General features: G+C 36.2%; 13 protein-coding genes. 10 read left to right on the top strand and 3 right to left on the bottom strand.

The window, feature by feature from the left end:
- Positions 1-1317 carry a sensor histidine kinase gene (locus HHL23_RS18135; RefSeq protein WP_169236189.1) on the top strand — a complete coding sequence of 439 codons (1317 nt, stop codon included), beginning with the start codon at positions 1-3 and terminating at the stop codon, positions 1315-1317.
- Between the two features lie 1258 nt (positions 1318-2575).
- On the opposite strand, the gene HHL23_RS18130 is transcribed toward HHL23_RS18135, so the two are convergent.
- On the bottom strand, positions 2576-3217 hold the full coding sequence (locus HHL23_RS18130) for a response regulator transcription factor (RefSeq protein ID WP_169236188.1): 642 nt from the start codon (positions 3215-3217) through the stop codon (positions 2576-2578).
- A complete protein-coding gene (locus tag HHL23_RS18125) occupies positions 3207-4940 on the bottom strand; it encodes a sensor histidine kinase (protein WP_169236187.1) in 1734 nt (577 codons plus the stop codon). The genes HHL23_RS18130 and HHL23_RS18125 overlap by 11 nt, the downstream gene beginning before the upstream one ends.
- A 361-nt stretch (positions 4941-5301) precedes the next feature.
- Between HHL23_RS18125 and HHL23_RS18120 the strand changes: the two genes are divergently transcribed.
- From HHL23_RS18120 to HHL23_RS22995, 9 genes are all read left to right on the top strand, one after another.
- Entirely contained in the window at positions 5302-5874 is a 573-nt protein-coding gene (locus HHL23_RS18120; protein ID WP_169236186.1) for a Crp/Fnr family transcriptional regulator, read from the top strand.
- Between the two features lie 254 nt (positions 5875-6128).
- Entirely contained in the window at positions 6129-6830 is a 702-nt protein-coding gene (locus tag HHL23_RS18115; RefSeq protein WP_169236185.1) for a type 1 glutamine amidotransferase domain-containing protein, read from the top strand.
- Between the two features lie 223 nt (positions 6831-7053).
- On the top strand, positions 7054-7824 hold the full coding sequence (locus HHL23_RS18110) for a hypothetical protein (protein WP_169236184.1): 771 nt from the start codon (positions 7054-7056) through the stop codon (positions 7822-7824).
- A 94-nt stretch (positions 7825-7918) separates the two neighbouring features.
- Positions 7919-8134, top strand: coding sequence for a hypothetical protein (locus HHL23_RS18105; RefSeq protein WP_169236183.1), 216 nt, complete (start codon positions 7919-7921; stop codon positions 8132-8134).
- A 263-nt stretch (positions 8135-8397) separates the two neighbouring features.
- On the top strand, positions 8398-9540 hold the full coding sequence (locus HHL23_RS18100) for a vWA domain-containing protein (RefSeq protein ID WP_169236182.1): 1143 nt from the start codon (positions 8398-8400) through the stop codon (positions 9538-9540).
- A 139-nt stretch (positions 9541-9679) separates the two neighbouring features.
- The gene (locus tag HHL23_RS18095) at positions 9680-11134 is read left to right on the top strand and encodes a sigma 54-interacting transcriptional regulator (RefSeq protein WP_169236181.1); all 1455 of its coding nucleotides are present in this window, start codon (positions 9680-9682) and stop codon (positions 11132-11134) included.
- Positions 11135-11309: 175 nt separating this feature from the next.
- Positions 11310-11828: a hypothetical protein gene (locus HHL23_RS18090; protein WP_169236180.1), complete on the top strand. Its 519-nt coding sequence runs from the start codon at positions 11310-11312 to the stop codon at positions 11826-11828.
- Between the two features lie 153 nt (positions 11829-11981).
- Positions 11982-12125, top strand: a complete 144-nt coding sequence (locus HHL23_RS18085; RefSeq protein WP_169236179.1) for a bacteriocin-like protein — start codon at positions 11982-11984, stop codon at positions 12123-12125.
- Positions 12126-12153: 28 nt separating this feature from the next.
- On the top strand, positions 12154-12300 hold the full coding sequence (locus tag HHL23_RS22995) for a bacteriocin-like protein (RefSeq protein ID WP_449386649.1): 147 nt from the start codon (positions 12154-12156) through the stop codon (positions 12298-12300).
- A gap of 91 nt (positions 12301-12391) precedes the next feature.
- Here the strand turns inward: HHL23_RS22995 and HHL23_RS22365 are convergent, their stop codons facing one another.
- Positions 12392-12949 (bottom strand): helix-turn-helix transcriptional regulator, encoded by a 558-nt coding sequence (locus HHL23_RS22365; protein WP_185194893.1) that lies wholly within the window; start codon positions 12947-12949, stop codon positions 12392-12394.
- Positions 12950-12977: the final 28 nt, after the last annotated feature.

The following is a 12977-nucleotide window of genomic DNA, read 5'->3' as shown; positions in this document are numbered from 1 at the left end:
ATGCATAAAAACAATTATATCTGGTTGATTTATATTTCGTTGGCTATCGTCTCCGGAATAGTATGCTATCACTTTTTCGTCAGAGAAAAATGGATGAATGTGATCTTATTTTCTTTACTGACGTTAATTTTGGTGCTTTTAGCCAATTTCTCATTTTTATCTCAGATTGCAAAAACAGAGAAAATTATTCAATCCATCATTAAAAAAGACTTTTCATTGTTTCCAAAAGAAGAAGGTTCTGATTCAATTGACGGCAGTGTACAGTTATATTACCAAAGTAAAAATGAGCACCTCTCTTTATCTTCCTACAAATTACTGTATGAAAGTATTTTGGACCAAATGGACATCGGTCTGATGATTTTATCTGAAACAGATAAGGAATGGAAAGTATTTTATGTGAATCCTACCTTTCTGAATATCCTGGAAATCCCCAAATATAATTCCTGGAATCTGTATGCCACAAAAATTCCTGAATTTTACAGAATTATTGAGGAGACGAATTATGAAAGCTCGCAGGAGTTTCTTGATATTTCTATCCGTCAAAATGCGAAACAGTCTTTTTCTCTGAGAACGAAACAAGTGAAAAATGTTCAGCATAGTTTTTACATTATCACTTTAGAATCTGTTCAGAAAATTATTGAGCAGAAAGAAAAACTGGCCTGGAATAACCTTATGAAAGTGATTTCGCATGAACTTTTAAATACATTAACTCCGGTCAACAGTCTTATTCAAAACCTTGAATACATTAGTAATCAGGAGACAGTCAACAAGGAAGATCAGGAAGAAATGAAAGAAAGCCTGATGATCATCACTTCAAAATCAAAACAGCTCCTCAATTTTGTTGACAATTATCGCCAAGTAGCAGAATTGCCAAAACCCATCCTCAAAAATGTCTCTCTAAAAAAAATTACAGAATCTGCCATTGACTTTTTAAAACATGAATTTGAAAAGAACAATATTCAGGTCGTTTTAGATTTGGAAGAACATTTTGTTTCTGCAGATCTGAAAATGATTGAACGAAGCCTTATCAATCTCTATCTCAACGCTATATTTGCTGTCTTGGAAAAGGAAGAAAAGATCATTAAAACCTCTATAAAATCTCGAAACAACCGGGTTATTTTAACATTAACAGACAATGGTTCAGGCATCACCCATGAAATTAAAGATAAAATATTTCTTCCGTTTTTTACGACCAGAAATGGAGGTTCCGGAATTGGCTTAACCCTTTCAAAAAGTATTATGGAAGCCCATCGGGGATATCTTATCTATCAGGCACAGGAAGAAGGTAGCTCTTTTGAAATGTGGTTTTTAAAATAAAAAAAGAGGTTGATCCTTTTGGATAAACCTCTTTTTATTCTGTATTTAATAACCTAACGACCTATTTAACTTCTCTATAGTAATTTGTGTTTTTTTAAGAGTGGCTTTCAAGAAGTCAGGCCAAGGTTACGCATACACTTATATTAATTTCATCATTTAGTTTTTTGCAGCCATAATGTGTTATTTTTACAGCTACCATCATTTGTGTGTTTGTACAGAACTTCTAAAGCATAGCAGCCTTTTCTGTTCAGATACGTTTTCATTTGGTTTTTTTCTCTGGTACAAAGTAACAACATTGAAGAATATAATATCCTACAATCAGCATCGATATATATCGATAAAAGCCTAGATGTTTATCGACAGAATGATTTAAACATTCACCTTAAATCATACTAATTTTTCTGAAATATGGAGAAACTTATACAACAAAAAAAAGAGGTTGACCCTTTTGGACAACCCCCTTTTTCTCTGTATTTAATACCCTAATGACCCATTTAACTTCTTTATTGTAATTTGTGTTTTTTTAAGAGTGGCTTTCAAGAAGTCAGACCAAGGTTATGCATACACTTATTTTAATTTCATCATTTGGTTTTTGTGCAACCATAACGTGTTATTTTTACAGCTACCATCATTTGTGTGTTTGTACAGAACTAAAAAGCTAAGTCGCATTTTCTGTTCATATACGTTTTTCATTTGTTTTTTTCTCTGGTACAAAGTAACAACATTGCAGAATACACTATCCTATAATTGGTATCGATATATTTCGATAAAAGCCGAGATGTTTATCGGCACAATGGCTTAAACATTTACCTTAAATCATACTAATTTTTCTGAAGTATGGAGACACTTCTATAACAAAAAAGGTTGACCCTTTTGGACAACCTTTTTTTTCTGTATTTAATAACCTAACGACCTATATAACTTCTTTATTGTAATTTGTGTTTTTTTAAGAATGGCTTTCAAGAAGTCAGGCCAAGGCTACGCATACACTTATATTAATTTCATCATTTGTTATTGTGCAGCTATAACGTGTTATTTTACAGCTACCATCATTTGTATGTTTGTACAGAACTTCAAAAGCCAAGCAGCATTTTCTGTTCATATACGTTCTTCATTTGGTTTTTTTCTCTGGTGCAAAGTAACAACATCGCAGAATAAAATATCCTACAACAGGCATCGATATATGTCGATAAACACCTAGATAATTATCCGCAAAAGATTGGGACAATGGGGAAGTAAAAAAAGGACTTTGAAAATCCTACATTTTATGATGGGTTTTGACGAGATCAACCAGCTCAACGAGATTTTCAATTTTCAATTTATCGAAAATATTTTTCTTGATCGTACTGACTGTATTCTGTTTGATATCCAGATGATTGGCGATTTCCAGGTTGCCAAGTCCTTCCGCATACATTTCGGCAATTTGTAATTCCCTATTCGATAAGCGGCTGAGAGGATTGATTAAATCCGGATTGTGAACAAACTGCACCATTAAATTCCGGGAAAGGGCAGAAAAATACTCGCCTTTGTGTACGATATCTGAGATCGCCAGTCTTATCTCATCCTCTTCACTTAATTTACTTACATATCCATTAGCGCCGGCTTTTATAAATTTGAGCACATGCAGATCTTCTTCTAGACCGGTGAAGACTAAAATTTTAATATTGGGATTGGCGATTCTCATCTTTGGCAAAACATGCAGACTGTTTCCGTCCGGAAAATGAGCATCAATGATGGCGATTTCAATTTCCTTTGATTGTATCAGTTCTACAATCTGTAGTAAAGATGAAGTGTGATATACTTTAGCATTGGGCACAATTTCATCGATCAGGATCTCCATTCCTTGTCTTACGATACTATGATCATCCGCTAAAAGGAATACAATCTCTTTATTTTCCATTGATATTCCCATTATTACTGATATTTAAATTAATACTGAATGTTACTTTTGTTCCTTTATGCAGCTTACTTGAAACAGATATTTCACCATTGAAAAGTTCTATAATTTCCTTACATAAACTTAGTCCCAGTCCTGCACCAAAATTATCAATTTCATCAGATATCATTCCCTGATAATAGGGTTCAAAAATTTTCGCCAGGTCAGAATCAGATATTCCTACCCCAGTATCCCCTACTGTTGTGATGAGGGAAATTCTGTTGTCATCTATCTGTTCCGTTGCCATGGTAAGATCAATCTGACCGTTTTCTGTAAACTTGTTGGCATTTCCCAGAATATTCATAAAAATCTGGTTGATTTTTATAGGGTCTGAATTCACCACAAGGTTTTCAGGTATCCTGTCCGTCACCAAAAATTTATTATTTCTGGTTTCGATATAGGGTGTAATGGCTTTTACAATAGAATTAATTTCATCCTTAAGATTAAAGACAGTTTTTGTCAGTTTGTTTTCAGCTTCCTGATTCTTTGTGTATTCAAGGATCTGTTTAGACTGTATCAGCAAGGTACTGTTGGTAAACTTAATGGACTTCAGATAGTCTTTTGTAGTTTCATCCTTGGTCGTTCTGTTGATCTTATCGATAAAAATATTAACAATTTTCAGCGGGGACATTAATTCATGGCTCAGCATTCCCAGAATTCTGTTTTTGAAAGTAAGACTCTTTTTAATCTCGTCATTCGCTGCATTCAGTTTCAGTTCATAGATGAATGCCATTCTTGTAAAGTACATGATCAGAATGGATACAAAGAACATTAAAATCATTAATCCCAGTACCAGATAGGTTCTGATTTTATTATTATCTGAGCTTTGCTTGTTGTATTCTTTTTCTAATTCTGATTTAAAGTCTTTAATGGCATTTTCGTACACATTGATCAGCCCGTTGCTGTACACCAATAATTTGCTGAAATTACTGTAAAAATGAGCATTATTCCGTTGATTTTTAGCGACATGCAACTGAACCTTTTTCACCTCGTCCGAATAATGCTTATCCATAGATTTTATGGCATTATCCATTTCTGATTTTATGTTAGAAAGATCTAGTGCTTTATTGTTCGTCATTGTAATGACCGTGCTTTCTTTCTGAACCTCCACCTTTCCGGATATGGCATCTTTTAAACGTCCCATAAAGCCTTTCTTCTTGATGGTATCAGAATAAGTACGCGTTTCGATATTCAGATTATCGAAATTATTCTTATACTTTTTCAGTTCATAGGGTGTATCCTTAACTTTTGCGGGTGGGTTGAGAGAAGACTGATAAGCGGAATCTATTAATGTTTTCAGCCTTTTAATCTGCAGCGTATCTTTTTTCTGCAGGGCCAGATTGTTTTTCAATCTTGGCTTTATGCTTTCATAGGCTCCTATTTTATCAAAATTACCCTTCAGTTTTCTAAGGGACTGAAAGTATAATTTCAGATCTTTGTCATCCTGGCTGACCATATACTTTTGAAGGTAGTTCTGCGCATCCATGAAATCTTTTCGTGAATCGTCCGTCAGCCCACCCAAAGCTCTGCTTTCCTCCAGTTGGTCCTTGATAAACTTCAGTTTCTTTTCATTCACAAATTCGTTATAAAAAAAAACGGCGATAATGACCTGTATCAATAGAATACAGGCGATCAATGAGTAATGAACAATTTTCCTCAATTTAAAATTTAAGAATTTATTTTTCATATCTGTTTATCAGCTAATTAATTTTCTGATTATTTAAGTCTTTCCGGTATTAGTTTTAAGGATATAACAGTACCACCAAAAATCAGGTAACGCTGGTATATCATTCGTTTAGCAAAGTTAAAGTAATTTTTGTCTTTTTATAACAGTAAATACATGATAAAACCAAGAGAATTTAATTTCACTTTACATCAAAAAACTTCATAAAAATTGAGGATTTCACTCAGTGTACGTATTTTTAACATGATATTTTAAATTTCAGCCTGATTATTAACAAATTCCTTACCAAAATTTTTTGTTATCCCCCCGAAAATTTGTTCAGAACATGCCAACATAAAGTATATTTGCATCATAGTATTACGATATGAATGCAAAAGAAATTCTGAGAACACATATGAGTAAAGTGGTTGATCTTACGGATGAACAGTTTGATTATTTCTTTTCGTTATTTAAACCTAAATCTTTTAAAAAAGGTGAAACCCTAATTACCGAAGGCGATGAAGTAGATCACGAATATTTCGTTCTCGATGGTTGCTTAAAAACATTTTACACCAACGATAGCCTTAAAATGCACATTCTTCAGTTTGCAACAAGCATGTGGTGGGCTTCGGACTATAATGCGTTGTACAATGATGAAAAAGCCACGTTCAGTATTGATTGTGTCGCAGATGCTCACACCCTGTGCCTTTACAGTGAAGACCGGGAAAAAGCATGCAGAGAAATCCATGAAGTGGAACATTTTCTCCGCTGGCGCTCAAACAGGGGCTATGTTGGGTTACAAAAACGAATCCTCTCTCTTTTAAATAATAATGCACGCAGCCGATACGAGGAATTAATGATGCAACATCCTGAGCTTTACAATCTCGTCCCCAAACAGTTAATAGCAGCATACCTCGGTGTTTCAAGAGAGACCCTGAGCCGTCTGTATCAATCTTAGTAAAGTGATCTATATCACAAAAAACAGTTTTTTCCCGTAAAGTGATGTAGGTCACACCATCATCTTCTCTTTTTGCCCCAAATTCGTATTGTTATTTAAAGACAGTAAAAATGGAGGCATACGAAGTCAATACCACCAATTTAAATCGTTCAGACGCCCTAATTGAAACAGAAGGTTTCGTTTTATGATATTCCCTGCTTTAAATTCTGTCTTTTATACCTCAAAATAATTTATAAATTTTAAAATTAAAAATAATGAATACAACAGATTTTAAAGTACTTATCGTGCTTACATCACATGATCAGTTAGGGGACACCGGACTTAAAACAGGTTTTTGGTCAGAAGAGTTTGCAGCTCCCTATTACTCCCTTACTGAAGGAGGTGCAGAAGTAACTTTGGCTTCACCACTGGGTGGCAGACCTCCACTCGATCCTAAAAGTGAACTGCCCGACTTCCAGACAGAAGCAACCAGACGTTTTGATGCAGATGAAGCCTTACAGGAAAAACTTTCCCACACCTTGAAACTTAGCGAAGTGAAAGAGGAAGATTACGATGCCGTATTCTACCCCGGAGGTCATGGGCCACTTTGGGACCTTACCAATGATCAAAATTCTATTGCGCTGATTGAAGCATTTTACAGAAAAGGTAAACCTGTAGCAGCCGTTTGCCATGCTCCCGGAGTATTAAGATTTGTAAAAAATGAAGATGGTTCTCCATTGGTACAAGGAAAACAAGTGACCGGGTTTGCCAATACAGAAGAAGAGGCTGTGCAATTGACCGAAATAGTTCCGTATCTGGTGGAAGATGAATTGAAAAAACTAGGTGGAATTTACAGTAAAACGGAAGACTGGCACAGCTACGTTTTACAGGATGGACATTTAATTACAGGACAAAACCCAGGATCATCGATAGCCGTTGCTCAAAAATTAATTGACCTGCTGAAGAGCAAAAAATAATTAGATATGATTCAACAATAGAGGCCTGCCTGCTTTTCGGGCGGGCTTTTATTATTATGGGCCTAAATTAGTCAGATGGCAGACTGTAAATGAATGCAGTGCTCACTTAATCATCTTCTTCTTTCTCCAGTCAGCAGCTGTTGCAACAAAATCTGAGAGCTATTCAGGTTCACGATCAGATGATATATGACCATTCAATCACTTTATTTTTTATATTTGGATTATGGTTAAAAAAATAATTTCTTCGGTTATCCTACTGAATCTTTTTTATTCGTGTCAGTCTCAGGATTCCAAAGTTGTTTTAATTGACAAACTGGACAAAACATTTGATGTTTCAAGCTTTTTTAAACCCAGGTTGCAGAAAACGGATGAGCTTTTATCCACTGACGTCAAAAAGTTGGATAAAAATGCAGCAAAAAAAGCTCTTCAAACAGCTATGTTTGCAAAAGACACGCTTGCTTTTTATCAATCGAATGGAAGATTACCAACCGAATTCTATCTGGAATCAACTAATGACTGGATGTCCAGAAAAGAGAAACCCGTCAAATATTTTGGGTACAAATATCACACGGTTGCGTACGATGAGACAAAGGATACTTTAGCCATTTTAAATAAGGTTGCATTTCCTGCTTTGGACATGACAGAAAACAATAAAGGAGAATTTGTTTACTTAAATGCCCATAAAACTTCAAAAAATAAAAATGACACTTCAAATCTTCTGAGTTTCCTGCAGAAAAATTTCACCCGTGTTACTATTGAAGATAATTCCTCAGACGAGATAAGCTGTTGGGAAAATAAAGATTTTTATTACATACTGTCTAAAGAAGACGGACAGGAAGAAGAGATCCTATCGTATGACCTTTCAGGAAATAAAAATTCGAAAATCACAGACATTACTGATATTCGCTTACAGGTATATTCCAAAGATTTTATTCAGACCCTGAGAAATGAGCATGCCTACATTCCTGATTATATACCAGCTGCCAATAAATAATGGCCATCACGGTCTTATTGAAATTTAGAAAAGAGCTTCTCTAATTAAAAGAAGCCCTGAATTCCAAAGGGGAAAGACTCCTCAATCAAATTATATGAAACAGCTTGATGAGCTAAAGGCACTCAAGCGCATCAAATCTAAAACCTGTCTTCCTTTTGTCTTTGCTGATCCAAGGAGAATAAGAGATGATCATACTTATTTTGACGTGATCAGGAACTGTATAACCAACGAGGGATTCAGAGGAATTAAAACCTATCCTGCCCTTGGTTATTATCCTTTTGACAAAGATATACTCCCATTGATGTTATGAGCCTGTGAGAACCAGATCATTCATCAATATGTAGAATAAATTAATAACGGCTGATAATTAAATTTTTCATTAAAGCTATATCCCATTTCATATCGCTGTTATTAGTATTTTCTATTTTTCATAAGGTGTTCCTGATGTGATATTCCCTAACTTGTATGCTTAAATAAAGTAAAGAAATACAGACTACCTGCAGGTAAGTTTTAAGCTCCAGCCTTATATCTAAAAGGTTTAAAACAGGTACCTGAAAACAGCAGCAGCATCTTATGAAGAATAAAGATTTTAACTTTCAAAAAGGATTTACGTTCAGTAAACACATCCCGGAAGATATTTCGCATTTTGACCGGGTCTTTGATGTTTTCAAAGATTTGCTTACCCATACTTCCGGTGATATTGAGGAAGCCTTCGAATGGCTTGATATGCTTGATAAAGAATATGACATTTTTAGCGACGAATATACGCTTCAGGATTTTGAAGAGGATTTAAAAAAACGAGGATACATCAAGGAGGAAGATGATCCTAAAGAAGGTAATTCAGGAACGGGAAAAGGCAAAAATATATTAACCGCCAAACTGGAGGCTGCTTTACGTGAGTATGCCCTTGACCAAATTTTCGGAAAACTGAAAAAAAGTGGTGCAGGAAATCACCGGACCACAAAAACCGGGGTTGGTGATGAACGGGATGGTGAAAACCGTTCTTTTCAATATGGAGATGATCTATCTACCGTGAATATGACTGAAAGCTTAAAAAATGCACAGATCAACAACGGAATTTCAGATTTACGACTAACGGAGGATGACCTTATCGTAGAAGAAACCAAGCATAAAGCGCAAATGAGTACTGTGCTGATGATAGACATCAGCCATTCCATGGTTTTATACGGAGAAGACCGCATCACCCCTGCCAAAAAGGTAGCGATGGCCCTGGTGGAATTAATTAAGCGGAAGTATCCGAAAGATTCTATCGATATTATTGTTTTCGGAAATGAAGCATGGCCAATTAAAATCAAAGATCTCCCCTACTTAAAGGTTGGCCCTTACCATACCAATACAGTTGCCGGATTAGAACTGGCGATGGATATTCTCCGCAGAAAAAGAAATACAAACAAACAGATTTTCATGATTACGGATGGAAAGCCAAGCTGCATCCAGTTGCCCACCGGAGAATTTTATATGAACAGCAACGGCCTTGATGAAATGATTGTTTCCCAATGCCTTAACAGAGCAGCACAGGCCAGAAAACTGAAAATCCCCATCACGACCTTTATGATCGCCCAGGATCCCTATCTGCGAAAATTTGTGGAAGCATTTACAGCCCAAAATAAAGGAAAAGCCTTTTTAACAGGTCTGTCAGGTTTAGGACAAATGATTTTTGAAGATTACGAGAAAAACAGAATAAAGAGAATATGATTAATGCTAGATGCTAGATGCTAGATGCTAGATGCTAGATGCTAGATGCTAGATGCTAGATGCTAGATGTCAAATTTACAATCTATGTGCTATAATTAAAAAAATTCTCATTACATAATTATTATTACTTAAAAAGAAAATGAAAAACGATATTACATTCAAAGAATTAAAAAATTCCGGATATACAGATCAAACGATTAATCAGGAAATCCAGGCGAACTTAATTGCCCGGATTAAAGCTAAAGAGCCTGTATTTGAAGGCCTTTGGGGATATGAAGATACGGTAATCCCTCAGTTGAAAAAAGCTATTCTTGCCGGTCATCATATCAATCTTCTGGGGTTGCGCGGACAGGCCAAAACCAGGATTGCAAGAAGTATGGTGAGCCTTCTTGATGAATATATGCCTATCGTAAAAGGATCTGAGATCAATGACAGCCCATTTCAGCCTATCTCAAAATACGCCAGGGATCTTATTGCGGAACATGGTGATGAAACCCCGATTTCGTGGGTACACCGCTCAAATCGTTTCTTTGAAAAACTGGCTACACCTGATGTGAATGTTGCGGATTTAATTGGCGATATAGATCCCATAAAAGCAGCGACTTTAAAACTGCCGTATTCTGATGAGCGTGTTTTGCATTACGGAATGATTCCCCGTGCCAACCGTTCTATATTCGTTCTGAACGAGCTACCGGATTTACAGGCCCGAATTCAGGTTTCCTTATTTAATATTTTGCAGGAAGGTGATATTCAGATTCGTGGATTTCAGCTGAGAATGCCTCTTGACATTCAGTTTGTCTTTACCGCCAATCCTGAAGATTATACCAATCGTGGAAGTATTGTAACCCCACTGAAGGATAGAATCGGGTCGCAAATTTTCACACACTATCCAAAAACTATTGCGCTTGCCAGACAGATTACCGAACAGGAAGCTATGATTTCGGCTGAAGATCAATCACAGATACACATTCCCGGTTTGGCAAAAGATCTTTTGGAGGAAGTAGCTTTTGCAGCCCGTACGAGCGAATATGTAGATGCGAAAAGTGGCGTAAGTGCTCGTCTTACCATCAGCGCTATGGAAAATTTAGTGGCTGCAGCAAAATTGCGTCTGATAGAATCAGATGCTGAAAAAACTACGGTTCGCCTGCTAGATTTTATGTCGATTATTCCATCTATCACAGGAAAAATTGAATTGGTGTATGAGGGTGAGCAGGAAGGGGCAGATTATGTAGCGAAAATATTAATAGATCAGGCAGTGATGATCCAATTTGAAAGTTTATTCCCCCGTATCTCCAAACTGGAAAAAGAAGGTATTAAAACACCGTACACCGACATCATCAAATGGTTTAACAAAAACCACCTTGAACTGAATTACACCGATACAGACGAGGAATTCTATGCTAAACTCAACAGCATAACCCCTTTAGTTACCGTCGTGGAAGAAAATGCTTCAGAATTAAGTGTAGAAGATCAAAATTTCTGCAAAGAATTGGTTTTATGGGCGCTGACGGTTAGTAAAAAACTAGACAAATCTGAAAATCAATCGGCTTTTACTTTTGACTCTTCAGACATTGGTCAGTTTTTACGTAACTAAAACAATATATAATTCTTACTAAAATAAGGGAGGGTCAATAATGGCCCTCTTTCTTATATTGGTACTGTACGATATTATACTTGAACCAATAATATAAAAAAATAAGATTCGCGAAATTCTAAAGTTTTCTCCGTACGAAAGCATTATGTAACTTTATGAAAGCAAAACGATTGATATGGCCTTTGACAAAGAAAATTACCTGACCGAAATGAAATCTATGGTGGATAAAGCGATAGAAAGGCTGAAAGCAGAAAAACCGGAATTTGTCATTTATACGGTCAGCATCTGGACAGATCCCAATGCAGCTGCAAGTGCTATCAGCTTCGACAGCCAACAGAATTCAGTGCTGCAAGTACGACAGTCAAATGAATTTGATCAACAACAATATGAAGAGTTGATCGCAGAAGGAGATTTCGACAGTGCCCAATTATTTAAACCGGAAACATGGATACAGCGAAACTGTAATCCTGCCGATTTTGAACTCCGAGATTTCGAGGAAACCCATCATCCTGATATCCCCATAAACTGGGCGTATGAAAAGGGAGGAAGATGCTGGCCCCAGTTAAAACCTGCCCTAACAGAAATTGGGAACTATGCTTTCAAAAAAATACAAACAATGCCCATTGAGCCCGCTTTTGAGCTAGCTATCAACAGTAAAAAAGATTGGTATGACAAGATATGGAAAATCAAATGATCTGGATCTTTCTCCAGAAACAGAGCGATTATAATGGAGCATCTATTACGTCTTTTAAAATTTTTTAATACTATAAAGGATCAATATTTTCAGAATTATTTCACTTAGTTGAGGAAAATTTATTAATTTCGAATAGAACTAAACCTTATTTTTATGAAAAATTTAAAGAAAATCAACAGACAGGAAATGAAAACCATTAAAGGGGGTATCAACTGCACGGGTGGTCAGCTATGCCTAATCAGCGGAAAATGGCAATGCAGGCCATACGACGGATGTGGCGGCGGAAACCAGCCCTAAATTTTAATGTTAACCCAATTACTTTATTATGAAAAATTATAAGAAAATTTCAAGAAATCAGTTGAAAAGTATCAATGGCGGAGCATTGAGTTGTTCCGAAGCATGTTGCCCACCTCCGGGAATAAAAAGATGCCCCTGGGTGATCTGTATAGTACCGTGTGATATATTAAGCTAAAAATTACAGAAATAATACTTGTCATTTAGAAATAAAAAGCCCTTAGAATCAAAGATTCTAAGGGCTTTTCTGTGGAGAGACCTACTTCAAATTATAAAGTATCTATCCAATTGTAAAGATCTATATCAGCAGATATTCCGAATGATTTCCTCAGTCTGCTTTTCCTTGCCTGAACTGTTCGCACTGAAATATGGTTGTATTCCGCTATGTCTTTTGTGGTAAAACCCAGTTTGAGAAGAGCACATAATTTGAACTCATCAGATGTCATAGAACTGTTCATTTCCAGGAGGTTATCGGTTGTATTTTCAGCGTTGGTATATTTTACCATTACCGTATTTAAGTTTAAACTGGCATTCACGCATTGTCCTTCATCAGCATTCCACCAATGAAGACCTTGGAAGATTACGTCGGGAAAACTACCTGCAGTAGCGGTATTAAAAACCATAGTACTCATAGGAATTGTTGTTGCAAGCGGTGCTGTAGAGGCTCTGGATGAGAGAGCTACTCTAGGAAACAACATTCCCTTATTAGAAGATTCTACCTGAAGCGTAACCCCATCTTGTATAACAGAGGTGTTAATTCCAACCTGGGACAAAGCTTCGGCAGCAATTATAAAAATAAAAAGGGTGGTATATAAATATCTTTTCATGGTTATCTAATTTTTTCAATGGATATGG

It is taken from the genome of Chryseobacterium antibioticum, assembly GCF_012927325.1.
GTDB lineage: Bacteria > Bacteroidota > Bacteroidia > Flavobacteriales > Weeksellaceae > Chryseobacterium > Chryseobacterium antibioticum.
Note: the sequence above shows the minus strand (reverse complement) of the source record. Positions and strands in the feature narration are given on the sequence as shown.

Excerpts from the sequence above, each read along its gene's own strand:
- HHL23_RS18135 (WP_169236189.1), top strand. The coding sequence starts at position 1 with ATGCATAAAAACAATTATATCTGGTTGATTTATATTTCGTTGGCTATC.
- HHL23_RS18130 (WP_169236188.1), bottom strand. The coding sequence starts at position 3,217 with ATGGAAAATAAAGAGATTGTATTCCTTTTAGCGGATGATCATAGTATC.
- HHL23_RS18125 (WP_169236187.1), bottom strand. The coding sequence starts at position 4,940 with ATGAAAAATAAATTCTTAAATTTTAAATTGAGGAAAATTGTTCATTAC.
- HHL23_RS18120 (WP_169236186.1), top strand. The coding sequence starts at position 5,302 with ATGAATGCAAAAGAAATTCTGAGAACACATATGAGTAAAGTGGTTGAT.
- HHL23_RS18115 (WP_169236185.1), top strand. The coding sequence starts at position 6,129 with ATGAATACAACAGATTTTAAAGTACTTATCGTGCTTACATCACATGAT.
- HHL23_RS18110 (WP_169236184.1), top strand. The coding sequence starts at position 7,054 with ATGGTTAAAAAAATAATTTCTTCGGTTATCCTACTGAATCTTTTTTAT.
- HHL23_RS18105 (WP_169236183.1), top strand. The coding sequence starts at position 7,919 with ATGAAACAGCTTGATGAGCTAAAGGCACTCAAGCGCATCAAATCTAAA.
- HHL23_RS18100 (WP_169236182.1), top strand. The coding sequence starts at position 8,398 with ATGAAGAATAAAGATTTTAACTTTCAAAAAGGATTTACGTTCAGTAAA.
- HHL23_RS18095 (WP_169236181.1), top strand. The coding sequence starts at position 9,680 with ATGAAAAACGATATTACATTCAAAGAATTAAAAAATTCCGGATATACA.
- HHL23_RS18090 (WP_169236180.1), top strand. The coding sequence starts at position 11,310 with ATGGCCTTTGACAAAGAAAATTACCTGACCGAAATGAAATCTATGGTG.
- HHL23_RS18085 (WP_169236179.1), top strand. The coding sequence starts at position 11,982 with ATGAAAAATTTAAAGAAAATCAACAGACAGGAAATGAAAACCATTAAA.
- HHL23_RS22995 (WP_449386649.1), top strand. The coding sequence starts at position 12,154 with ATGAAAAATTATAAGAAAATTTCAAGAAATCAGTTGAAAAGTATCAAT.
- HHL23_RS22365 (WP_185194893.1), bottom strand. The coding sequence starts at position 12,949 with ATGAAAAGATATTTATATACCACCCTTTTTATTTTTATAATTGCTGCC.